General features: G+C 50.7%; 23 protein-coding genes. 5 read left to right on the forward strand and 18 right to left on the reverse strand.

The window, feature by feature from the left end; genetic code table 11:
• Positions 1–20 precede the first annotated feature (20 nt).
• The 3 genes from FBF27_03200 to uvrB are packed head-to-tail and all read right to left on the reverse strand — an operon-like array spanning position 21 to position 4,708.
• Positions 21–1,868 (reverse strand): hypothetical protein, encoded by a 1,848-nt coding sequence (locus FBF27_03200; GenBank protein ID QJU09404.1) that lies wholly within the window; start codon positions 1,866–1,868, stop codon positions 21–23.
• Positions 1,861–2,706: a hypothetical protein gene (locus FBF27_03205; protein QJU09405.1), complete on the reverse strand. Its 846-nt coding sequence runs from the start codon at positions 2,704–2,706 to the stop codon at positions 1,861–1,863. Before FBF27_03205 ends, FBF27_03200 begins: the two co-directional genes overlap by 8 nt.
• Before the next feature lie 31 nt (positions 2,707–2,737).
• Entirely contained in the window at positions 2,738–4,708 is a 1,971-nt protein-coding gene (gene uvrB, locus FBF27_03210; GenBank protein ID QJU09406.1) for an excinuclease ABC subunit UvrB, read from the reverse strand.
• Between the two features lie 89 nt (positions 4,709–4,797).
• Between uvrB and FBF27_03215 the strand changes: the two genes are divergently transcribed.
• Positions 4,798–5,484, forward strand: a complete 687-nt coding sequence (locus tag FBF27_03215; GenBank protein ID QJU09407.1) for a TIGR00730 family Rossman fold protein — start codon at positions 4,798–4,800, stop codon at positions 5,482–5,484.
• A 17-nt stretch (positions 5,485–5,501) separates the two neighbouring features.
• Here FBF27_03215 and FBF27_03220 read toward each other — a convergent pair whose 3' ends face one another.
• From FBF27_03220 to FBF27_03255, 8 genes are all read right to left on the reverse strand, one after another.
• Positions 5,502–6,143 carry a hypothetical protein gene (locus FBF27_03220; GenBank protein QJU09408.1) on the reverse strand — a complete coding sequence of 214 codons (642 nt, stop codon included), beginning with the start codon at positions 6,141–6,143 and terminating at the stop codon, positions 5,502–5,504.
• On the reverse strand, positions 6,143–7,105 hold the full coding sequence (locus tag FBF27_03225) for a sugar kinase (protein ID QJU09409.1): 963 nt from the start codon (positions 7,103–7,105) through the stop codon (positions 6,143–6,145). Before FBF27_03225 ends, FBF27_03220 begins: the two co-directional genes overlap by 1 nt.
• Positions 7,105–8,016 (reverse strand): class II fructose-bisphosphate aldolase, encoded by a 912-nt coding sequence (locus FBF27_03230; protein QJU09410.1) that lies wholly within the window; start codon positions 8,014–8,016, stop codon positions 7,105–7,107. Before FBF27_03230 ends, FBF27_03225 begins: the two co-directional genes overlap by 1 nt.
• A 260-nt stretch (positions 8,017–8,276) precedes the next feature.
• Positions 8,277–9,239: a transketolase family protein gene (locus tag FBF27_03235; GenBank protein QJU09411.1), complete on the reverse strand. Its 963-nt coding sequence runs from the start codon at positions 9,237–9,239 to the stop codon at positions 8,277–8,279.
• The gene (locus tag FBF27_03240) at positions 9,236–10,096 is read right to left on the reverse strand and encodes a transketolase (GenBank protein QJU09412.1); all 861 of its coding nucleotides are present in this window, start codon (positions 10,094–10,096) and stop codon (positions 9,236–9,238) included. Before FBF27_03240 ends, FBF27_03235 begins: the two co-directional genes overlap by 4 nt.
• 6 nt (positions 10,097–10,102) lie before the next feature.
• Entirely contained in the window at positions 10,103–10,753 is a 651-nt protein-coding gene (locus FBF27_03245; protein ID QJU09413.1) for a hypothetical protein, read from the reverse strand.
• Positions 10,750–11,202 carry an RpiB/LacA/LacB family sugar-phosphate isomerase gene (locus FBF27_03250; GenBank protein ID QJU09414.1) on the reverse strand — a complete coding sequence of 151 codons (453 nt, stop codon included), beginning with the start codon at positions 11,200–11,202 and terminating at the stop codon, positions 10,750–10,752. The genes FBF27_03245 and FBF27_03250 overlap by 4 nt, the downstream gene beginning before the upstream one ends.
• 63 nt (positions 11,203–11,265) lie before the next feature.
• Positions 11,266–11,922: an HNH endonuclease gene (locus tag FBF27_03255; GenBank protein ID QJU09658.1), complete on the reverse strand. Its 657-nt coding sequence runs from the start codon at positions 11,920–11,922 to the stop codon at positions 11,266–11,268.
• A gap of 53 nt (positions 11,923–11,975) precedes the next feature.
• Between FBF27_03255 and FBF27_03260 the strand changes: the two genes are divergently transcribed.
• Entirely contained in the window at positions 11,976–14,492 is a 2,517-nt protein-coding gene (locus FBF27_03260; GenBank protein QJU09415.1) for a M1 family metallopeptidase, read from the forward strand.
• A gap of 129 nt (positions 14,493–14,621) precedes the next feature.
• On the forward strand, positions 14,622–15,140 hold the full coding sequence (locus FBF27_03265) for a hypothetical protein (GenBank protein ID QJU09416.1): 519 nt from the start codon (positions 14,622–14,624) through the stop codon (positions 15,138–15,140).
• Positions 15,141–15,169: 29 nt separating this feature from the next.
• On the opposite strand, the gene FBF27_03270 is transcribed toward FBF27_03265, so the two are convergent.
• The 3 genes from FBF27_03270 to FBF27_03280 are packed head-to-tail and all read right to left on the reverse strand — an operon-like array spanning position 15,170 to position 17,372.
• Entirely contained in the window at positions 15,170–16,297 is a 1,128-nt protein-coding gene (locus FBF27_03270) for a ribonuclease HII (protein ID QJU09417.1), read from the reverse strand.
• Positions 16,281–16,790: a hypothetical protein gene (locus tag FBF27_03275; GenBank protein ID QJU09418.1), complete on the reverse strand. Its 510-nt coding sequence runs from the start codon at positions 16,788–16,790 to the stop codon at positions 16,281–16,283. The genes FBF27_03270 and FBF27_03275 overlap by 17 nt, the downstream gene beginning before the upstream one ends.
• Positions 16,791–16,850: 60 nt before the next feature.
• The gene (locus FBF27_03280) at positions 16,851–17,372 is read right to left on the reverse strand and encodes a 50S ribosomal protein L19 (GenBank protein QJU09419.1); all 522 of its coding nucleotides are present in this window, start codon (positions 17,370–17,372) and stop codon (positions 16,851–16,853) included.
• Positions 17,373–17,548: 176 nt separating this feature from the next.
• Between FBF27_03280 and FBF27_03285 the strand changes: the two genes are divergently transcribed.
• Positions 17,549–18,682 (forward strand): NADP-dependent malic enzyme, encoded by a 1,134-nt coding sequence (locus FBF27_03285; protein QJU09420.1) that lies wholly within the window; start codon positions 17,549–17,551, stop codon positions 18,680–18,682.
• A 74-nt stretch (positions 18,683–18,756) separates the two neighbouring features.
• Here the strand turns inward: FBF27_03285 and FBF27_03290 are convergent, their stop codons facing one another.
• Positions 18,757–20,379, reverse strand: coding sequence for a type II/IV secretion system protein (locus FBF27_03290; GenBank protein QJU09421.1), 1,623 nt, complete (start codon positions 20,377–20,379; stop codon positions 18,757–18,759).
• 52 nt (positions 20,380–20,431) lie between these two features.
• On the opposite strand from FBF27_03290, the gene FBF27_03295 reads away from it, so the two are divergent.
• Positions 20,432–20,965: an RNA methyltransferase gene (locus FBF27_03295; GenBank protein QJU09659.1), complete on the forward strand. Its 534-nt coding sequence runs from the start codon at positions 20,432–20,434 to the stop codon at positions 20,963–20,965.
• On the opposite strand, the gene FBF27_03300 is transcribed toward FBF27_03295, so the two are convergent.
• The 3 genes from FBF27_03300 to rpsJ form a co-directional block, all read right to left on the reverse strand.
• On the reverse strand, positions 20,962–21,294 hold the full coding sequence (locus FBF27_03300) for a hypothetical protein (GenBank protein ID QJU09422.1): 333 nt from the start codon (positions 21,292–21,294) through the stop codon (positions 20,962–20,964). The two genes, FBF27_03295 and FBF27_03300, sit on opposite strands and share 4 nt — an antisense overlap.
• Before the next feature lie 92 nt (positions 21,295–21,386).
• Positions 21,387–22,301, reverse strand: coding sequence for a hypothetical protein (locus FBF27_03305; protein QJU09423.1), 915 nt, complete (start codon positions 22,299–22,301; stop codon positions 21,387–21,389).
• Between the two features lie 113 nt (positions 22,302–22,414).
• Positions 22,415–22,732, reverse strand: a complete 318-nt coding sequence (gene rpsJ, locus FBF27_03310; protein ID QJU09424.1) for a 30S ribosomal protein S10 — start codon at positions 22,730–22,732, stop codon at positions 22,415–22,417.
• Between the last annotated feature and the right edge of the window lie 74 nt (positions 22,733–22,806).

Below are 22,806 nucleotides of genomic sequence, written 5' to 3' on the forward strand. Positions count from 1 at the left end.
AGCACTGTCTCGAGGAAAATCTAATAACTTAGCAGTCGCGGCGAATGGAGCGTCACCATCTGCGGCAGACCGTACATACTCATTCCTGAACCAAGTGATAACCCACCGCGGTTCCAACCGATAGCCGCCGCCGTTGCCGCATCGGTTGCCGCATTTGGTGCGTCTGGTCGCTCAATGTAGCTAATCTTGTTGGCCCCACGATCCGCTACGTACACTCGACCATCTGGGCCGCGCAAAACTTGTCCACCGCCATCACCGCCAAGTCCTTTCCAGTCAGGGTGATTTGGCGTTGATGAGTTAGGGAGCGAATCAGATATTACACAATCCCTGAAATGCTCGCAGCCGGTAAACCCGATAAACCGCTCACTTGTTTTGATAGCACTACTATTGCGACTAGTAATGTCATACCGGAACAGTTCACCGGTATATATTTTCGATACATAGACATGGTCGCCGTTGGGTGAAAAATCAGCAGCGTACCCTAGGCTGTTATCAAGTGGATCATTATTATATACACCGACCGACCAATGAGCTATTGGTGCCATATTAGTATCAGCTCCAGATATATCAAATACGTGTAATACTCCAGCGTTACCATTACGATTTGGACAGACACTACCCCCCATAAACACCAGCATTTTGGTGGCCTCGTTGTTAAAGTTAATCGAGCCGAATCCCGTTCGCGAAGGACTTGATGGATTTGGTTGCACGATACACGGCTGAGCCGGGCCAGACGGTACATTATACACTGCTGCATTTGGCGTCTGAATAGTTGCTCCGTTGTCAGTCGAGAAAATATTGAAGGCATAGACTTGATTCGGCGAACCCGGCCGATAGGTATACACCACCGCACCATTTCCCGCATTATTCGGCACGGCATTCATCGCCTCGCCAGAATAGTTGCGTGAAAAACTGCCCGCCATGCCAATGGATATGTTCTTTTTCGTCACTCGTCCGAGTGGATCATTGGTAAAATCAACGACGTGGTAATATAATGTACCGAATTTTGCCCGCTCACGACCATTTGCCGAGTTTGATACTACGAGATACTTAGATTCCTCTTTGTTGATTGGAAAGGCAACCACTGCCTGCGTACCAGTACGCGAACCGCACAACCCCTGTGGTGATTCACTATAGTACGCCGTTTGACCATCGTCACATGTTGGATTACCGTCGGGAGCCGAGCTATCAACCTGCATAATATTCCGTGCCGAGTTCCAGATACGAAGTCCGTCAGAGTAGAATTTCAAATTACCATTACGATCGGAAATCGTTGTTAAACCCTCATGTGACGGGCCACTTGAGTGTGTTGGATGAGGGTGTGGAGTCGGTTTATTTGACCCGCCCGCACCAAAATCAAGGCAGACTGACCCGCCGATACACCACCAGCGCTTACTGGCGCGCGTCCCCTTAAAATCAACTTCCGGGATAGCTTGCTGGCGTGAATTGTAAATATAGGTCTTATACGGGCGGCCATCAGATTTTCGAATCAACTCAAGGTAGCCCTTGACATCAGCACGCCGCGGGTTAGTTGTTGAGGTGTATTCACCAATAAAATACGAACGTAATTTGTCATTACGAAATACGTCAATCGCCGTACCATTGCCGCGGCAATCAGTACCTGGACGCACGCCCGAGGCAACGGCGCTGTCATGACCACGACTGATACATTCATTCATCCGCACCACGCCGGCCTCAGCCGCTTCACGTGCCAGCTGATTATAATACTGCTCCATCAAGGCATTAGCTGCCGCTGACGCCAGTTGGAGACCGGCCAACAAAATCAGCAGCAGCATAATGCTCGCTACAAGGACGGTCGGCAATACGAACCCACCGTCCTTATCCCACCCAGACGCTTTGTTAGTCACATCCAACTCCGTACTTATCGCACATTGTCGAACGAATGTTGCGCTGCACATTGGTTCTAGTGTATGTCGACCCGGTATCGTGTACTTGGACGGCTGCCGTAATCGCCCCGGCGACCAGCACTGCTCCGGTTGCACCCAGCAGGATCAGAGACATTGTCTTAGACGTGTTACGGCCAGAAATAATCCCCTTGAGCATCCACAACGTCACGCCGATTACCCCTAGTGCCAGGAGATATGGCACAAACTCGGCGAGATATAGCGCACCATACACCCTATCGGCACTGCCCGCACCGATAAATAGTAGTGAACTAATGAGAACTGTTATTATTTTTGCTACAAGCACTATTGCTGGAATTATCAATGCACCAAATGCGCCGTATGTTACTACTTTATACGCTGTCCGGCTAGTGTAGTTGTCGCGATCCGAGATAGCCCGTGAGACACGACCAAATGTGATGAGCGCAACGACTGCAAATAGTGTTGCCAACACACCCGCCATGACGATACCCGTCCCTGGTGTCACCATATTTATTGACAGTATGTCAGCCAACCAGCCACCAATCGAAGTCGAAGTCGTTGTCGTTGCACCATTAGCCTTCACCCAAGCGCCAAACAACGCCACCAATACCTGCGCAAATAACAACGCCGAAACGACTGTTGATACCATCGCCAGCAGATACTCAAATGTCAGCCACTTTGCCTTGCCGCGATTTGGATCAACTGTAGCCTGAGGGTAATACGCCGTTGGCTGCGATGCATACTGTGGAACTGGCGGAACATCTGCGTCCTGTACCGGTTGCACCATCTCTGGTGTTGATGCTGTTTTCTTTTGTGTCATAATTATTACCTCCGCTTATGCTACCCTCATTCTACATGGTCTGGCGAATTTCTGCAATCAAATCGCGCAGCTGGGCGGCTTTTTCAAATTCTAGATTAGCGCTATGCAGTTCCATTTGACCAGTCAGCTCCTTGATCAGCGTTGGATATTCATCCTTTGGAATCTTCTTCAAATCAAGCTTTGGCTTTTTGTCGGATTCCTTTTGCGGGATGATAGAACGCAGACCATCGTCAATCTTCTTCTGGATAGTTTGCGGCGTGATGCCATGCTCTTCGTTATATTGCTGCTGGATCGCACGCCGACGATTTGTCTCATTAATCGCTCGCCGCATACTGTCAGTCACATTATCGCCGTACATCAACACCCGACCGTCCACGTGCCGCGCCGCTCGGCCAATCGTCTGAATCAGCGCCTGCTCACTACGGAGGAAGCCTTCTTTATCAGCATCCATGATCGCCACTAGACTGACCTCTGGCAAATCCAGCCCCTCGCGCAGCAAATTAATACCAACCAAGACGTCGTACGTCCCCAGCCGCAGATCTTTGAGAATATCGCCGCGTTCCAGTGTGTCAATTTCACTGTGTAGATACGCCGTTTTTACACCATTGTCAGTCAAGTAGGCGCTCAAATCCTCAGCCATGCGCTTGGTCAAGGTGGTTACCAGTACGCGGTGGCCCTTGGCGATGGTCTGGCGAATCTCCTCCATCAAATCATCAACCTGCCCTTCAGTCGGCCGCACTTCAATTGGCGGATCAAGCAGCCCCGTCGGCCGAATCAACTGCTCAGCCGGCTTTGGCGAATGAGCCAGTTCGTAGTCGCCCGGCGTAGCGGACACATAAATCGCCTGATGAATATGCTGATCAAATTCATCAAACCTCAGCGGGCGGTTATCCAGCGCACTCGGCAAACGAAACCCGTGCTCCACCAGCACTTCCTTACGCGCCCGGTCGCCGTTATACATACCGCGGACTTGCGGCAAGGTCATATGCGATTCATCAACCAGCAGCAGCCAATCGTCCGGAAAATAATCAATCAAGGTCGCTGGCTGCTCGCCCGGTTCACGGTCAGTCAGATAGCGCGAATAATTCTCAATACCTTTGACAAAGCCGGTTTCCTTGAGCATTTCTAGGTCGTATTTGGTGCGCTGAGCTAGGCGCTGTGCCTCCAACAATTTGTCGTGTGATTCAAACCACTTCAGCCGCTCGTCAAATTCTTTTTCGATGCCAACGATGGCCTTTTCAATTCGTTCGCGCGGCGTTGAATAGTGACTGGACGGGAAAATCGTCAGGCTAGCTGGCTGATCCAAAATCTCACCCGTCAGCGGATCGATTCGCGTTAACCTCTCAATTTCATCGCCAAAAAATTCCACTCGCACCGCCGTGTCCTGCCCAGCTGGGAAAATATCCACCACATCGCCGCGCACCCTGAAAGTGCCGCGCGCAAAGTCAACATCGTTTCGCTTATACTGAATATCAGTCAGCAGGCGAATAAACTTATCCTGAACCCGCCGCTCACCGACCGTCAATTGAATCGCCATATCAGCATACGTCTCTGGCGAACCAATGCCATAAATACAGGACACGCTGGCCACGATGATCACGTCGCGCCGCGTCAACAACGCCGAGGTCGCCGCATGCCGCAGCCGATCAATTTCGTCATTGATCTTCGAATCTTTCTCAATGTACGTATCGCTACTAGCAATGTAGGCTTCCGGCTGATAATAATCAAAATAGCTGACAAAATAATGTACCTCATTATCTGGAAAAAACTCCTTAAACTCAGAAAATAGCTGCGCTGCCAAAGTCTTGTTGTGCGCCAGCACCAACGTCGGCACATTGGCTCGAGCAATAATATTTGCCATAGTAAAGGTCTTGCCCGAACCGGTCACGCCCAGCAGTGTTTGCTCGCGCTCACCCCGCTCCAAACCGTTCACCAACTGAGCAATCGCCGTCGGCTGGTCGCCGGTCGGCTGATAGTTGGAGACGAGATTGAAGGCACTCATGTCGTTACTATTGTAGCATTATTGACAAATAACAACTTTTCATGATATAGTTAACCAGTTATTAGCGATAAAACAAAAAGGGCACTTCAATGACTCCACAACATACATGTATTCCGCGCGATGTGCAGCTACAGGCGGCGATGTTCCGCCTCGGTAAGATGGAAGATGAAATCCAGAGCGGCTACGAAATTCTCCGGAAATATCAGAAAACAGTAACTATCTTTGGTTCGGCGCGCACCGACCCGAATAGCGCCTATTACCACGCCGCGAAAGAAACGGCTGAACGGCTAGCCAAACTCGGCTATGCTATTGTTTCTGGTGGTGGACACGGCATCATGGGCGCCGCCAACGAAGGCGCTAATAAGGCCGTCCAAGAGGGAGCGCGAGCTGCTGGCGGCGAGTCGATCGCGTTCAATATCCGCCTGCCGCATGAACAGGAGGTCAATAAGTATGCTACCGAGGTGTTTGAGTTTCAGCACTTTGCGCCGCGCAAGATCGTCATGACCATGTTTGCTAATGCCTATATTTATTTCCCAGGCGGCTTCGGTACATTGGATGAACTGGCGGAAATATTGACGCTGATCCAGACTGAAAAAGCCAACCGCGCGCCGGTAATCTTGTTCGACACAGCGTTTTGGAGCGATTTGGACGCCTTTTTCCGCAACCATATGTTGGCCGAAGGAGCTATCGTTGAGAAAGACCTGGATATTTACACCATCACTGACAGCGTCGATGAGATTATTGAGCTAGTACAAGCAAATAAGACCTATTGCTGATCACCTATCGTGTCAATTCAGACTTTTTGGGATTTCGTCAGGGTATTTGCGTTTTGCTGGGACTTTTTATGAGGTTTTTTACTAGCAGATTTTTTAGATTTTACGGGCACGGCAGCTGACTTGCGGCATTTTGGTTTAGTGTTAGCTACCGGCAACTGGAACGGTGACGCCGACTTAACTGGCTCACTGACGGCCGAGGCAACATAGCAAATCCCGCCCTCGCAGACGACGCGCTCAACAGTCGGCGTGTGCGTGCGCGGATGGGCTGAAAAACGACGGGTTATTTCATAGCCAAGCCCGCGCTTACCAGATTCGATACGATGTTGACCGTATGGTAATTGATGATGATAATTTTCGACGATATCCACCGGATGAAATGAGATAACCTGCCCGTCAAAATCCATCATCACCCAGTCGCTAGCTCTCGCCCAGGCTGTCTGATCAATCCGCGGCGCAGCAGCCATTAGCGCCTGATACACTTCTCTGCCCGTCGTGTCCGCCGGATCAAGCCCAAGCGCACGGATAATTGAATGAGCCCGAGCTAAAATCTCAGTAATCAACCTCACATCGCTATCATCGCCGGCCATTCGTCTGAGCTCGCTCACGGCAACTCGTGTCCGCACTGAATCACCCAATAATTTTGTTAAGTTTCTTGACATTAAAACTCCTTTTCGCTTAGTGGCATGGCATGTAGTCGCGCACCTTGATATAAGATACCGGTTTTAGCACCAATATGATTGACGACCGAGCTTGAATTTGCGCTGGCAAATACTACTGCGTCCTTCAGCTGGGCGCCATGAGCCCACTGACTCAAAAAGCCACTGGCAAATGCATCACCTGCGCCAGTCCGATCAATTGCTGGCACATCCTCGTACATCGCTGCTCTGACAATCGTTACACCATCAGACGCCATCGAGCCATTCACGCCGTCTGTCAGCAACACCACCGGCACGAGCTCTTTTGCTCGCCGCACCAGCTGTTCCAGATCATCACCCGGCACTAACTGTTGCATCTCTTCTTTGTTCAGTGCCAATACCTCCACATCATCCAGCAGTCCCATTAACTTCTCGCGCTGTGCTAGCTCTCGCTTGCCTGGATTAAAGCAAATTTTCATACCAGCTGCTCGCGCCTCACGAAATACCTTATCCAAGACCGTCATCTGACCTGCCAGTGTTGATACATACAGCCAATCAGCCTCAATATCCGCCACGGTAAAATCAGCCGTGTGATAATGCGTTGATGCGCCGCGATACGTCAAAATTGTCCGTTCACCGTTTGGCGCCAACAATAGCACCGAGTAGCCCGTATTGTATTTTTGGGAAAATCGAACATATCGCGTATCAACATTCTCGGCGTCCAGATCGTCCAACACCGCTTGACCAGCCGGATCGCGGCCGACAACGCCCAAAAACATCACTTCGTGGCCCTGCCTGGCAAAGGTTACAGCGGCATTCGTCGCACCACCACCCGTCGAAAAATGGATCTGGTTGACGTCGGCCTTGGCACCAAGTTCTAGCTTAGCAAAACAACGTTCTGGACTATCGCACACCGGAGCCAAGGCGTCTGACTGGCTTAAAAAAACATCCTGCACACCAGCGCCGACGGTAATAATTTTTGCCACTACACCACTGCCTTTCCGGCTGAGCCAAAGGCCTGAATTTTCGCCTCAACTACTTCCTGAACGGCTACGTACACCGGTGGCATCAGCTTAACGATGGCATATTCATTTGGATTTTCACGCAAGGTTTTTTCCAGTGTGGTGCGGAAAGCGTAGCGCATGTCGGAGTTGATGTTGATTTTGGAGACGCCAATTTTTGCTGCATCCTTAAAATAATGCAGCGGCGTGCCTGATCCGCCATGAAGCGAAATCTGACAGTGCAGCGCCTCGCGGATACGCGCTAATAATTCCAAATCCAAAACTTTCGGCACTGGATACAACCCATGCAAATTGCCAATCGCCGCTGCAAAAGTGTCAATTCCCGTCGCCTCTACGAAATCACGCGCGCCCTCTGGCGTGGAAAAGGTTTTCTTAATTTCTTCATAGTCAATCGCCTCGGTATGGACATTTGACGAACCCCAAAAATAATGCGGCTCGGCTTCCACCAACGCGCCAGTGAACTTGGCGTACTCGACAACTTCGCGGGTTTTGGCGATGATTTCCTCATCCGAGGCATCATGATTTGCCTGGGAAATATCAATATGCACAAACTCATAACCCGCGTCAATCGCCCGCTTGCAGCCCTCCACCGTTGGCCCGTGATCCAAGTTCAAATACATCTCGATGCCATATTCAGCCTTATAATTATCCACCAGATCGCGCACGTTCTCCAGCCCCATAGCCTTCACCTCGGCGTCTGATACTTCCACCAGCACTGGCGATTGGAGCTTCTGTGCCGCTCGTGCCACCGCGATTAGCGTTTCTTGATTATCAATATTAAACGCCCCGACCGCAAAATGTTGCGCCCGTGTCCGCTGCATCAAATGGCGCGCATGCGTGGTATTGCGCCGAATGTCAGAAATTGTCAGTCCCATATACCCTTTTATCCCTTATGCTACTTATGGTTATTATAGCAGCGGTGACGGAAAATGAAAAGAGGCGAAGGGGTTTTACGATTTATTTTTGTACGGTTTTCGTCAAAATGCTGGTCTTATCTTTTGGCTCATCATGGGGTCAATCCTCATGAGGGAACTTGGTATTTTTACTTATGCAGCAGCATGGGAGATCGCGACACTCGTGACAATTTCCTGTATAGCTGTGGACGCTCGAGAAATTCCCTGGCGTCTGCGCCAGCCTAAATAAATGATAGGTTATCTTTTACGTGCCGGACAACTGCTTCGACATCTAGTCCATGCTTTTGCCATAATTCAGCTACCGAGCCGCTTTCACCGAACTGGTCGCGGACGCCGATACGCTTTATTTTGACTGGCAATTTCTCGCCGAGTACTTCCGCCACCGCGCTGCCAAATCCGCCGGCAATTTGCCCTTCTTCTGCCGTCACCACACGGCCGCATTTTTGGGCGGCAGCAACGACCGCTGCTTCGTCTAACGGTTTGATAGTGCTAAAATGCACAACTTCTGCCTGAACGCCGGCGTGCGCCAATTGTTCTGACGCCATGAGGAGTTGATATGTCATCGTACCAGTACCGAGTAGCGCCACATCAGTGCCTTGGCGCAGTACGGACGCTCGGCCGATAGCCACCTCACCATCCAAAAACAGCGGCATGTCAGCTCGCGGCAACCGCACATAATTTGGCCGCGAATCAGCCGCCATCACCGTCGCCATTATTTCGGCTTCGTAGGCATCGCCCGGGGCCAAGACCACCATGTTTGGCAAACTCCGCATCAGCGCGATATCCTCCAGCATTTGGTGCGTCGCGCCGTCCGCACCGACATTTAGCCCGGCATGCGAGCCGACCAGCTTAACCGGCTGGTTATTCAGGCAAATCGTCGTCCGAATTTGTTCCCAATTACGCCCCGGACTGAACGCCGCATAACTGGCCGCAAACGGGATATTACCCATGGCTGCTAGTCCTGACGCCACCGTTACCAGATTTTGCTCTGCAACACCAACCTCAATGAACCGCGGCGCACCGATTCGCTCGGCAAACTCGCCAAAGCCAACACTTTCTGCCAAGTCGGCGCTTAGCGCCACAACTTGACTATTGTTCATTGCCGTATGAACTAGCCCATGGCCAAAACCGAGCCGCATCGACGCGGTATTTCCCGCGCGCCAATCGTCCCGCAATACGCTCATGCGCCTATTACCCCTTCCGACTGTTTCCCGGCCGGTAGATCTAATTGCGCCAGAGCTGCGGCGGCCTGCTCGGCATTTGGCGCCTTGCCGTGCCACCGATGATCACCCTCCATAAAATCAACACCGCGCCCGGGCACTGTATGCGCGATGATAATACTCGGCTGCTCGCGTACTGCCTGTGCTTCTTTAATCGCCGCAATAATTTGTGCCACGTCATGCCCGTCAATTTCCTGTACCTGCCAGCCGAAGCTGCGCCATTTCTCGCCCAAATCATTCAGTGGTATGACTTTTTCTGTATCGCCGCCAATTTGAATATTATTACGATCAATGATGGCGATCAGCCGGCCTAATTTATACTTGGCTGCAAACATCGCCGCTTCCCAAATATTACCCTCATCAAGTTCACCATCGCCTAAACTACAATATACGAAACGCTCCGAGTTCTGCAAATACTGCAAATGATACGCCATACCGACAGCCTGGCTGAGACCGCAGCCGAGCGGCCCGCTCGTCGTCTCTAGCCCTGGTAATTTTACCCGCTCCGGATGCCCTTGTAGCCGCGAGCCAAACTGCCGCAAACTCATTAACTCTGATTCCGATAAAAATCCGCGCATCGCCATCGCTGCGTATAGCAGTGGTGCATAATGGCCGTTACTCATGACGAATAGATCGCGATCAGGCCAATCCGGCTCTTCTGGACGCAATCTAAGAATCCGAAAATACAGCACGGCCATCACATCAGCAAACCCCAGCGGCCCCGCCACATGACCGCTGCCGGCGGCTGCTACTTGACGAATAACCAACTGTCGTAGTTCTCGCGCCTTCTCTTCCAGCCAGCCAATCGTAAGTTCGCTCATAGCAAACTACCCGAGCACACCTGTCTTGCTAATCTCCTGCTGGAGCTTGGCAAACATTGCCGGTGGATCAGTCGCTTTTTGAATCGTCCCGCCAACATTCAGTACGTTCACACCACCCTGAACAAGGCTATAAGCATTGTCAACCATCACACCACCATCCCAACCAATTTCAACATTCGGATTAATCATCTTGACGAGCCGAATTTTTTCCAGCTGCATCAGGCTGGCTGTTCCGCCAAACTTACCTAGCTCACCGCTGAAAATCAGGACATGCTCTGCCTCTTTGATAAGCTCTTCGACGGTTTGCGGCACCGTTGGTCTCAGTAGTGCTAGTCCAGCCATGATACCCGAACGCTTAATTTCTTTGAGTGCCCCCAACACGTCACCTTCGGCCTCAGCATGAATGATAATCAAGTGCGGCCTCAGTGCAATTAACTTTGGTACATACTCATCTAGTTTGTTCACCATAGCGTGAATATCAATCGTCCAACCTTCTGGTGCCCATAATTCTGGGATGCTGACCGTAAAGGTTGGCGCAAATTCACCATCAGTCAAATCGATATGCACCCGCTCAGCAAAGCCGGTAATTCTATCGACTTGCTCTTTGTATTGCTGGGCATTTTCTGCCAAAATTGCCGGGGCGATAACACTACTCATACGATCTCATCCAGTTGCGCATTGCGCCGATTATACCGCGGGGCATCCGCGTATGCAGTATTGAGCCACGTTTCAACAATGCCCTTCCAGGCAGCTTCGTTATCCTCGAGGACCCTAGCCGGCAGACATAATACATTCGAATTATTGTCACGCCGCGTCATCCTCGCCTCATGTGCATCCCAAATAACACTGGCGCGGATCCCCTTAAAACGATTCGCCGCTATACACATACCCTGACCGCCGCCGCAAATTAAAATTGCCCGTGGATCATCCTCGCCATCACCAATCACTCGCAGCGCTGCCGCTGCCGCAAACTGCGGAAAATCGTCATCAGGATTAAGCTCACGGCCGCCGACATCCTCGACCGCGTAGCCACTTTTCGCCAAATACGCAAATACTTTTTCCTTCAACGCAAACCCGCGATGATCCGAACCAAGATAAATCTTCATGGGTTTAGTATAAGCGGTTTGGGTGATATTTGCAACCAATCAAGTCCCTGGAAGCTCAACTCATTACGTCGAGCCGCAGCCAGCCAACGCCTTACTCATCGCCTCTTTTTCTGCATTTGTTACCCACAGACGATATTTACGCTTGATCGCTACCTGTCGTTCAATGTACTGACAGCGAAACGGTTTGTTGGGAGGCAGCCAGGTTGCCGCGTCGCCATCGCCTTTGGCTTGGTTGGCCGGACCGTCAGCAGCCAACAAATTCAGCGGGTCGTTTGCCAATTTTTCTCGTTCCTCACGTGGTAGTTGCTGTGCACCTTTCTGCCACGCATCACTTAACGCCACCACGTGATCGATTTGTACTTTCGACGAAGTCTCTGGCCCACGCTGAAACTTGATCGTCCGGCCGGTATACGGGTCACGTAGTGTCCCGGTCAACACGCGACATTTATCATCAATTTTTGTTTCCGTTAAATCCCGCGCCAGGATCACCTCGCGCACCGAACAGCCGCTCATTTTACCCCAACCATCACTAAATTGTTTGCGGCTATAGCCTGTTTTGGGTGCACGACCTTTAACCTCTAGTTTAGCTAACTCCGCCTGAGCGTTTGAATCACCAAATAATTGCCGCTGCATAGACGGCGAAGTCGGCGTAACCCGCGGCTGCTGTAGCTGCACCGCCCACACTACTGCACCCACTACCGCCGTGACAAGCAGTACCATTATCTGCCGCCGTCTAATTTTCCTCGTTACCATATCTATATTATAATGAAAGTATGAAAACAGTTCCACACCTACTCGACACCTTTATACCACATCATTACACATTAACTCTCGATCTGACGCATGCCGAAGAAAAAGTGTTTTCTGGCTCGGTAATTATTTCTGGCGAGTCAACTAGTGAATTGATTTCGCTGCACACCAAAGACTTGACCATTCATTCAGCGTTAATTGACGATCAGTCAGCTAAGTTTTCTCTTGGTGAATTTGATGAGCTACGCCTGTTACATCCAGAGTTTTCCAGCGGCCAACATGTCGTTCACATTGAATTTTCCGGCACCATCACCGACGCCATGCACGGGCTGTATCCATGCTATTTCACTCACGACGGCGTGAAAAAGCAATTGTTTGCCACCCAATTTGAATCGCACCACGCCCGCGAAGTTTTTCCGTGTGTTGATGAACCAGCCGCCAAAGCGACCTATGACGTAACACTGAAAACTGCGCCGGACTTGACCGTCCTTGGCAATATGCCCGTCGCCAAATCGTCTGAAGACGACGGCATACTGACAACCATCTTCGCCACTACGCCGCGTATGAGCAGCTACCTCCTCGCCTTTGTCGTCGGCGAATTACATAAGAAAACCGCCCGCACTAACTCTGGCGTTGAAGTTAATATTTGGGCGACGCCAGCCCAGAGCGAGGAGACCCTGGATTTTGCGCTGGACATCGCCACTCGCAGTATTGATTTTTATAATGAATATTTTGGCGTGCCGTATCCGCTACCAAAATCTGACCATGTAGCACTGCCTGATTTCTCGTCTGGCGCCATGGAAAACTGGGGACTCATCACCTACCGTGAAAGTTGCCTGCTGGCTGACCCGAAATTAACGCCAGAATCGTCCAAACGTTTTATCGCCACCGTCATCGCTCACGAACTCAGCCACCAATGGTTTGGCAACTTAGTGACCATGCAGTGGTGGAATGACCTGTGGTTGAACGAAAGTTTCGCTAATATGATGGAATACGTAGCGGTCGACGCACTACACCCTGAGTGGCGGATGTGGGAGGATTTTGCGACTAGTGAAGTCACCGCGGCACTGCGGCGCGATAGCCTAGACGGTGTGCAACCGGTACAGGCCGACGTTAATCACCCAGACGAAATCAGCACTTTGTTTGATCCAGCAATTGTCTATGCCAAGGGCGGACGGCTATTGGTCATGGTACGGCGGCTGATCGGCGAGGAGGCATTTCGCGCAGGACTAAAGTCATATTTTGAAAAATTTGCCTACCAAAACACTGTTGGTAATGATTTATGGCAAGAGCTAGAGACGGCTAGCGGCCAGCCAGTTGTTGAATTGATGAATGCCTGGATTTCTCAGCCAGGACTGCCGATTGTGCAAGTTAAGCAGGACAGATCTGACGAGCAATCCACTGCTACGCTACGCCAGGAGCGCTTTTTTATCGGCGACCACCAGCCGTCCGATGCCTTGTGGCCGATTCCGCTGTTTGCCAATCAACCGCTTGATGATATTCTGACCGAGCGCGAGAAAACATTTACGACAAATGGCGATGTTCGGCTAAACTGCGGACTGAACGGACATTTCGTAACGCACTACGACTCAGCAACACGAGATCGATTGATTGAAAAGGCGGCAGAATTACCAACGTTGGATAAAATTTGCTTATTGCAAGACATGACTTTGTTGACGCGCTCTGGACGAGAGAGTTCGGCGGCGCTACTGCCGCTGGCACGCGTTTTTCAGCACGAGACCAATGAAAGAGTCTTTAATAAAGCCGGGACAAATTTGGTGGAATTACGCAAATTCGTCGATGACAGTGAAGCAGGACGCGCTCGGCTAAAGCAGATTTCTGCTGAATTTGCCCGCGATACATTCATGGAACTTGGCTGGGATGAGCAGGATGGCGAGTCTGATGACGACCGCGAACGGCGCACGGCAGCGCTAGGTTTGATGTTATACGGCGAGGACTCAGCAGCACTCGCGGAGGCCAAACTACGCTTTAATGAGACTGACCCGGATGATTTACCAGCTGAAATTCGCCCGCTTATCATCAATGCCAATGTCAGATATTTCGAGACGCCAGAAATGATTGACAAGCTTTTTACGATATATCAGAATACGCCATCAGCCGACCTGCAAGTTGATATAGCGCTAAGCTTGACCTCGACGAAGAATCCAGCAACCGCCGAACGAATTTTAGTAGCAATAAAAGATGCTAATATTATCCGCCCGCAAGACGCCAGCCGTTGGTTTATTTATCTGATCCGCACGCGGGAAAACCGGCAAATTGCCTGGAATTGGCTGAAAGAAAATTGGTCGTGGGTGAAAGACACCTTTGGCGGCGATAAAAGCTACGATACTTTTATCCGCTACGCCGCTAGCGCCCTGTTAACCCGCAATGAGTTAAACGATTTCACCGAATTTACCATGCCACTGCGTGCCGAACCAGCCCTCACCCGCACCATTGATTTGGGTATCCGTGAGATAGCCGGTAGAGTAGCACTGATCGAGCGGGATCAGGCGGCGGTTATTGACGCGCTTAGTAAGTAATGTGAGTTATACGCTTTTACAGTTGACTTATTTAATATCGAGTGGTATAATCGCTAACGAACATTAGCCACACTGAGTGGAGTTGGTGCGTGTTTGAGGTAATCAGTTAACTCAACTTGAGGAGATTTTATGAAGAATCACGACACTATTGGTAACTTGGGGAATATACTGCGTAAGGGGGGTGACTTTGTGCGGACCATAGGGGGTAAGGCCTTGGCTGGGGTCCTGGCCGGTACAGCTGCACTTGGACTCGTAGGCTGCTCGTCGGGGGAGAAAACCACCGAGCACAAGACTGTCTCAGTGACTTGTAGTGGTCCGGGGACAGTACCACAGGTTGAGGGTATCGTAAACAAAGAATACGCAACAGGAGGACCGATGCGCGGAGTAGTTGAGGCTGATTGCCCCGGCGGCGATATCATAGTCACCGGGATAAATGATGACGCAAAGCCAAGAAGCACCGCCACACCAACCGTCGAGAACCCTATATATACCCTTGATATAACTGCCCTTTGCTCACGAAGTGGCATAGGCTTCAACACGCGCGTTGTTGACATGTCAGGGAAGGGTACGGCCGGCAACAACATGTTTGCAGCCTCCATACGAGACTGCTCTATCGAAAGTGCAGTAATCAACCGAGACCCTAGTTAACGACTAACGACACATCGCCAAATTATAACCTACACCACCAGGCATTCGGTGTTGTAATCCCTGTCAACAGCTATGGCTAACATCCGCATATCACGCCCCTCGTGTTGCAGATGTTTTGTCATAAATAGCTCAGCCGCAAAGCGCATTTGGCGCTGTTTTTTGGCAGTAATTGCCACCAGCCCGTCGCCAAAGTCATCATTTTTACGATATTTGACCTCGGTGAAATACAGCACATCATCTTTCATGCTAACAATATCGATTTCACAGTACCGCGTCCGCCAGTTGCGGGCAATAATCTCATGACCATCAGTCGTCAGCCAAGCTGCGGCGGCTTGTTCACCCCTATCCCCAATCTGGCGAGTTGTTGCTAATTTTGCCGTTTCTGGAGCGGTATTTGGTAAGTCGATTTGCGTAACATCTTCAGTACCTACAAAATCGACTGGAGTGATATCCTCGGAAAAAATTTGGGCAACTTTACGTGGGTCCCGAATTATTTTCTGAGGATATCCGACAGGCGACTCATTCGGTGGAGCACTTAACTTTTTCCGGTGCAGATTCCGTAACTTTATGCTATCCACATACTTCTGTAGCGGCGCAAAACTCAGCCGATGCAGCGGCGTCACGCCCAACCGCTCAATTGCCGCCCGATGCTTGACCACGCCATAGCCAGCATTTGACGCGAAACCATATCCTGGATAGACCACGTCTTGCTCGGTCATGTACTGATCGCGCGCTACTTTAGCGATAATTGACGCGGCCGACACACTCGGGATCAAACCATCAGCCTTGGCCATCACCGTCACGTATCGCTCCAGCGCTGTATCCGCCAGAAAATTAACCGTCCCGTCAATGATAATTTCATCAAATGCCAGATTCTTCTCTTTGCACTGTGCCTGAACCTGCTTCACCGCCCGCCGCGTTGCCAGTCGCAGCGCCTGACTCATGCTAACCTCATCCAATTCCCCAGCACTCACCCAGCCCAGCGCCCACGCAGCCGCCTGCTTACGAATCACCTCATCCAAAGCCTCGCGGCGTTTTTTAGTCAACTTTTTACTATCATCCAAACCCTCAATCTCGACACCACCCAAAATCACCGCGCCCACCACCAGCGGCCCCGCCCACGGCCCACGTCCGACTTCATCAATGCCGAGGATCATGCGCGCGCTGACCCTTTTTCACATCCTTTTTTACGCCCAAACGTATGAACACCCAGCCGATCCACACTGCCGCTGCACCCAGCGTATTTGCCAAAATATCCCAATTGGTATCGTCCAACGTGATGTGCGCCAAACCAACCTTGACCATAAATAATTCCGCTAGCTCATTAATGCAGCCCAGCGCCGACACCAGTGCAAACACCGAAAACACCATCACCAACCAGTGTGCCCGCCAGCGCGTCGCCAGCACTAAATATATCCACAACAATCCCGTGAACAGTCCGCCGCCCACGAAATGCGTAGTAAAACTCGTGTCTCGCCCCTCGATCAGTGGTGATGGCAAATACCACGAGATGAAGAACAACACACAGGCAATATACAGCAGCCAGCGGTATTTTACTTCATCAGTGAAGCCCTGGCGGCGTAACACATACGGTACCGCAAATGCCAAAGTCACAGGAACGAAAACGGAAATATAATGAAAGATTGACATATTGGCATTATACCACGAGAAAACCGCCCCCAGAGAGGGCGGCCCTGTATGCTTCAAAACTTACGCTTCTTTGTGACGCGCTGCTACTTCAGCAGCCTTGGCATCAAGCTCCGCTTGAGCAGCATCCTTTTCAGCTTGCTTGGCAGCGGCAGCTTGTGCGGCCTCCTCCTTCAGGCGTTCTGCCTCGGCCTCGGCTTTAGCATCGTGGACATCATTGACGGCAGCACGGTCAAAGTTTTTGGCGGTCAAGCGAGCTGACTTGCCAGAACGCTTGCGCAAGAAGCTGAGGAACTTGCGACGGACCTTGGCGCGGCGTACAATTTCAATTTTCTCAATCAGCGGACTGTGCAGCAAGAACGATTTTTCCACGCCAACACCCGACGCAATTTTACGAACGGTAATGCGCGAGGTATGCGACTGTTTGTTGTCGGTGCGAATGACCACACCCTCAAACATCTGAATACGCTCTTTGTTACCCTCCTTAATTTTCTGGTACACACGCACGGTGTCACCACTGCGGACATCGACAACTGCTTGTTTTTTCTGCGCTTGGTTGACTTTGTTGATTAGTTCAAAACTCATACTGTTTTCCTCTGTTTCGGGATCTTAACAGCTGGCCATATAGTTGTATCCCTATAGCTCCACACTGAAAGACTCGATATTTAATATCACCGATACAATCAGTTACCGATTTTAGCACAATTACCCAAAGATGACAACTCCTGAAAACTTCACTAAACTGCGCTATAATTGATCGCATGGATTATAACGTATTAGCACTTGAACTACACAAAAAATATAGGGGTAAAATTACCACCAGTTTGCGCGACCAGGAGGAGTTGGATCGCGATAAATTAAGCGCCTATTACAGCCCAGGCGTGGGTGCGGTCAGCCAGGCGATCGCCGAAAACCCAGCATACCTGCCAAAGTATACCTGGACGAATAATCTAGTCGGCGTGATTTCTGACGGCTCAGCGATTTTAGGCTTGGGCGATTTGGGACCAAAAGCCGCCATGCCAGTCATGGAAGGCAAGGCGCTGCTGTTCAAGTATTTTGCTGATGTTGACGCTGTGCCAGTTGTACTGGATGTTCACGAGCCGGAACAAATTATTACTACGATCAAGGCAATTGCACCGAGCTTTGGGGCAATTAACCTCGAAGACATCGCCGCACCAAAATGTTTTGAGATTGAAGAGCGCCTGAAAGCTGAGCTGGACATTCCCGTATTTCACGACGACCAGCACGGTACCGCGGTCGTGGTGCTGGCAGGCCTGATCAATGCTGCGAAATTGACCAGACGAAACCTGGCAGCCTGTAAATTCGTGGTCATTGGCGCAGGCGCAGCTGGTACGGCCATCATCAAACTGCTACATCTATACGGCGCAAGGAACATCGTGGCGGTAGATAGCCGCGGCATTGTTGGCTCGTCTCGCACGGATTTGAATGCTGAAAAAACTGCGCTATTAGAATACGTCGACGCTTCGCAAGCTGGCTCAATTGAAGACGCCATCACCGATGCTGACGTGTTCATTGGTGTGTCGCGCGCTGGGCTGCTCACGCCTGAATTGGTACAAAAAATGGCCGACAATCCAATCATCTTTGCCCTAGCCAATCCAGTTCCAGAAATCATGCCAGACGTCGCTCGAGAGGCGGGTGTAGCAGTCATCGCCACTGGCCGCAGCGATTTTCCAAACCAGATCAATAATTCCTTGGCCTTCCCAGGCATCTTCCGCGGCGCCCTGGATCATGGTGTGAAAAAAATCACCGACCAGCATAAACTGGCGGCCGCCGAAGCGTTAGCTGGACTAGTCGAGAATCCAACTGCTGATGAAGTCATTCCTTCGCCGTTTGACGAGCGAGTAGCGCCAACCGTCGCTCGTGTTATCACATAACCCTATTCGCATATGCTAACGATCATAATAGAAGCCGTCGGAGTGATGGCCTTAGCGTGGCTTTTTGATGTCCACTAGATAACTCGATTAACTTCCTCAAGTGTCGTCTCGCCGCGCAAAGCCGCCAGCACGCCCGCCTGCAATAATGTCACCATGCCATGTTTCTTGGCTGTAGCCTCAATTGCTTCAGTGTGAACGTCGGCAATATCGCCACGTAGGAATTTCTGAATTTCCTCAGTCACCACCAGCTGTTCCATCACCGGGATACGCCCCTTGTAACCAAACGGTACCTCGTCGGTCGCCACGGGTCGCCACAGTTTAAACGTATCAAGATCAGGACAATCAACATGTGACGGTAGATCCCGCAAGACTTCCTTTACCCAATTGCGTGTCGCCTCATCTGGCTCATATTCTTCCTTGCTCTCATCATGTAGCCGTCGCACCAGCCGCTGAGCGATCAATAGCCGCACCGCTGAACTAAAAATTGGATTCTGCCCGATCATGTCAATGATTCGGCTAAATGCCGCTGACGTCGAGTTAGCATGAAAGCTTGACAGAACCAGATGCCCGGTAATCGACGCCTGAATTGCTGTCTTGGCCGTTTCCTGATCACGAATCTCACCAACCATCACCACGTCCGGGTCGAGGCGCAGCACGCTACGCAGCCCATCATCAAACCGCTGGCCAGCCGTCGTATCAATCGGGATCTGCGTAATGCCGGGAATGGTATTTTCTACTGGGTCTTCCAGTGTAATCACTTTACGATCCGGTGTATTGAGCGCATTGAGAATGCTGTACAAAGTTGTCGACTTACCCGAACCAGTTGGCCCGACTAACAGCACCAGGCCACGCGGATGAGAAATAATCTCATCAATCTGCGCCCGCTCGGCCGCACCGATACTGAGCAAATCGAGATTCAACATCGAGGTGTCAAAATTAAATAAGCGCAGCACTACGTCTTGACCATACATGGTTGGCACTGCTTCGACACGGAGATTAAGGAGGTGTGATACCCCGTCACGATGGATTTCTTGCTGCATGTGCCCCGACTGCGGCTCATTGGACGCCGTCGAAATATTTGCTCGCGAAGCCAGTGCCGCCATGATAACTCGATAACGATCACGGCCCAGCTCCGCCACCGAGTGCAGCGCGCCATCAACGCGCATCCGCACCCGAATGGTGTCGCGCTGATTCTCAATATGAATATCCGACGCATTCAGCCGATCCGCCTGATCGATCAAATAGTTAAACACGTCGTTTGTACCGACGGTCGCCAATGTCTGGCTGACCTGCTGGAGTGTGTCACTATCACCCTCTTTGGCGATTTCGATATTATCATAAATCACTTTTTTCGGCGGATCAAATCGCAGCATTAACGACCGAAAGCCCGAGGCTGATATCAGGAAGAACTTAGCAATAATACCCTGCTCGCGGTAGTTATTAGTCATCGTCGCTACTAATGATTGTGGCGTCTGTGACGTAATGCCAAACCGATATGACTGCTCGTCAGGATTTATTGCCAGCGGCACAACATGTCCGTTATACATCTCTTCAATTGTCAAAATATCACGAATCAGCGGAATTGTTTGTTCAAACTCGCGAGCATCCAGATATTGTAAGCCTAAAATCGCCGCTCGTTTCCGGGTTGCGTCTTCATCTTGATCGCGACGTTGTTGTTGAATTCGATCTTCATCCATCAACCTTATTATAGCAAAAAGCTTATCCTTGGGCGAGTGCTATAATGATATCATGCCAGAAATTACCCTCCTCATGCACAATATTCGCTCGACGTACAATGTCGGTGCAATTATGAGAACAGCCGAAGGCTTTGGCGTCAGACAGATTATCTTTAGCGGCTATACGCCGTACCCCGATTTACGATTAGCCGACCCCTGGTCTATCGACCCAAGGCTGCCGCACATTACCGAAAGGTTGACCGCCCAGATTCACAAGACTGCACTGGGCGCAGAAACAATGCTGCCCTTTAGCTACGTAGCCGATATTCGTCAGTGGTTGGCGGAGAATGCCAACAGGGAACGCTTACCTGTGATTGCCCTAGAGCAGTCAGCGTCGAGTACAGAGCTCAATATGTTTCGGCCACCAACCCGCTTTGCCCTACTCCTAGGCGAGGAGGTCCATGGCATTGAGCCGGACATTCTAGCGCGGTGCGATCACATCGTCGAAATCCCCATGCAGGGTGCTAAAGAGTCATTTAATGTCTCAGTCGCGGCCGGTATCGCACTCTACGGCCTCTGTTTTTCGCTAAATATAACCCCGGGCTAGATCATAATCCCTACGGGCGTAAATGATGTCACAATTGCCATTAAAATCAGCGTCACGTACCAAATCTTGCGATTAAATTGATACTTCTCGACCGACACCACTAAAAGCAGGCCGACAATCAGTCCGACCGGCAGCGCCTGGATCGCTACCACGCCCAGCTCAATCGGCTGCTTCAGTCGCAACCATAATGCCGCCAGCACGACACACACCACCAACTTTACGAAAAAGGTGCTATCAGTTTCGTACAGCCGCTCCCGACCTTTGCGGTTGGTGATGATACTTGCCTTCGAGCGATTACGAGCGTACGTTCGCGATTTTTGTTTTGCCATAAGCTTTTTTATCATATCATACCAGGCGCACCATAGCAAAGCAGCCCCGCATGAAAGCGAGGCTACCCTAAGTTTAGGTTATGAGAAATAAATTACCACATGTTTGTCAGATGGACCGACTTAAATCCATTCCAACCGTGACCAACTTCTGCTGAACCACTACTAAACGGCCAATTCATATTGCCACTATTCGTATATTGCAGCAACCGTCCGTCTTTCGTCCGGCCGACGATATCCGCCAGGCCGTCAGTATTCATATCACCGAGCATAATGGTATCAAACCCGTCCCAGCCATGACCGATTTGACGACCGCTCTCAAACATCGTCGTCTTGTTGTCACGTCCACGATTAAGATATGCCCACATCGTACCGTCCTGGCGTACTGCGACGATATCATCATAACCATCACCATTCAAATCACCAGCAACGAACGATCGAACATTATTCCAACCGTGACCGATTTGACGGGCTTCATCTGACACGAAATCATATGTCCCTTCAAGCTTCTTGTAGCGCAGATAGACCTTGCCTGCCATCAAGTTACCGTTAGCGTCGACATAAACATGTGAGACTGGGCTATCCTTACCGTTCAATTTAGCAAATACCGCGCCACCATGATGGTCGATGTCGCTCGCAACCGGCTTGTCGGCAAATGGCGTCGTTGCTGAGCCATTGTTACGGAATACTTGAGCCTTTTGATTCTTTGAATAGGCAACGATATCCGGACGACCATCACTATCCATGTCAGCAAATGTAATGTTTGTGTATTTGTTAAAGCCCTGCCCGATCTTTGTCGAACCGCCACTAAATGGCCAACCCGGGATAGCATTGTTCTGATATAGCCACAACGAGCCATCTTTGCTCAAGCCAACTGCGTCACTGAAGACAACACCCTCGGTAGCATTCGCAACTGGTGCGCCACTCAGCACCAAGCCAAACACCGTCGCCGACAGCCCAAGCACAGTTACCGTTTTCTTTAGTATTCCCATACGTCCCTCCACCGTCATAGACGGTATTTATTTAGTACACTCCTACCGTACTACGTTTTCTAAATAAAAGCAATCCCGCTTGTGATTATCAAGCGGGATCGTGGTAAATTCTACTGATAGGACTAGGCCAATTACATCCGAATCTCAGCGTCAACACCAGCCGGTAAGCTCAGATTCTGCAGGCTATCAATCGTTTTTGGCGTAGCATTGGTAATGTCAATGAGGCGCTTATGAGTACGCATCTCGTAGCTCTCACCACCCATTTTATAGACGTGCGGGCTTTTTACCACCGTGTAGGTACTGCGGCGAGTCGGCAGCGGCACAGGGCCGGCCACGCTCGCGCCGGTGCGAATTGCCGTATCGATAATTTGTTTTGTTGACTGGTCGATGACTTTATGGTCGTACGCTTTTAGACGGATACGAATCTTGATACCAGTGTCTTGAGCCATAGCTCCTCCTTTATGTGCGACTCCGTAACCTCTGCTCACGTCCGTGCCTCGCGGATGGCCGAGTTCTCGGAGTA

The organism is Candidatus Saccharibacteria bacterium oral taxon 488, from assembly GCA_013100805.1.
Classification (GTDB): Bacteria; Patescibacteriota; Saccharimonadia; order Saccharimonadales; family Saccharimonadaceae; genus Nanosynbacter.

Bases quoted from the DNA above. Each gene is read 5' to 3' on its own strand.
- FBF27_03205 (QJU09405.1), bottom strand. From the start codon at position 2,706: ATGACACAAAAGAAAACAGCATCAACACCAGAGATGGTGCAACCGGTA.
- uvrB (QJU09406.1), bottom strand. From the start codon at position 4,708: ATGAGTGCCTTCAATCTCGTCTCCAACTATCAGCCGACCGGCGACCAG.
- FBF27_03215 (QJU09407.1), top strand. From the start codon at position 4,798: ATGACTCCACAACATACATGTATTCCGCGCGATGTGCAGCTACAGGCG.
- FBF27_03220 (QJU09408.1), bottom strand. From the start codon at position 6,143: ATGTCAAGAAACTTAACAAAATTATTGGGTGATTCAGTGCGGACACGA.
- FBF27_03230 (QJU09410.1), bottom strand. From the start codon at position 8,016: ATGGGACTGACAATTTCTGACATTCGGCGCAATACCACGCATGCGCGC.
- FBF27_03235 (QJU09411.1), bottom strand. From the start codon at position 9,239: ATGAGCGTATTGCGGGACGATTGGCGCGCGGGAAATACCGCGTCGATG.
- FBF27_03240 (QJU09412.1), bottom strand. From the start codon at position 10,096: ATGAGCGAACTTACGATTGGCTGGCTGGAAGAGAAGGCGCGAGAACTA.
- FBF27_03245 (QJU09413.1), bottom strand. From the start codon at position 10,753: ATGAGTAGTGTTATCGCCCCGGCAATTTTGGCAGAAAATGCCCAGCAA.
- FBF27_03250 (QJU09414.1), bottom strand. From the start codon at position 11,202: ATGAAGATTTATCTTGGTTCGGATCATCGCGGGTTTGCGTTGAAGGAA.
- FBF27_03255 (QJU09658.1), bottom strand. From the start codon at position 11,922: ATGGTACTGCTTGTCACGGCGGTAGTGGGTGCAGTAGTGTGGGCGGTG.
- FBF27_03260 (QJU09415.1), top strand. From the start codon at position 11,976: ATGAAAACAGTTCCACACCTACTCGACACCTTTATACCACATCATTAC.
- FBF27_03265 (QJU09416.1), top strand. From the start codon at position 14,622: ATGAAGAATCACGACACTATTGGTAACTTGGGGAATATACTGCGTAAG.
- FBF27_03270 (QJU09417.1), bottom strand. From the start codon at position 16,297: ATGATCCTCGGCATTGATGAAGTCGGACGTGGGCCGTGGGCGGGGCCG.
- FBF27_03275 (QJU09418.1), bottom strand. From the start codon at position 16,790: ATGTCAATCTTTCATTATATTTCCGTTTTCGTTCCTGTGACTTTGGCA.
- FBF27_03280 (QJU09419.1), bottom strand. From the start codon at position 17,372: ATGAGTTTTGAACTAATCAACAAAGTCAACCAAGCGCAGAAAAAACAA.
- FBF27_03285 (QJU09420.1), top strand. From the start codon at position 17,549: ATGGATTATAACGTATTAGCACTTGAACTACACAAAAAATATAGGGGT.
- FBF27_03290 (QJU09421.1), bottom strand. From the start codon at position 20,379: ATGGATGAAGATCGAATTCAACAACAACGTCGCGATCAAGATGAAGAC.
- FBF27_03295 (QJU09659.1), top strand. From the start codon at position 20,432: ATGCCAGAAATTACCCTCCTCATGCACAATATTCGCTCGACGTACAAT.
- FBF27_03300 (QJU09422.1), bottom strand. From the start codon at position 21,294: ATGGCAAAACAAAAATCGCGAACGTACGCTCGTAATCGCTCGAAGGCA.
- FBF27_03305 (QJU09423.1), bottom strand. From the start codon at position 22,301: ATGACGGTGGAGGGACGTATGGGAATACTAAAGAAAACGGTAACTGTG.
- rpsJ (QJU09424.1), bottom strand. From the start codon at position 22,732: ATGGCTCAAGACACTGGTATCAAGATTCGTATCCGTCTAAAAGCGTAC.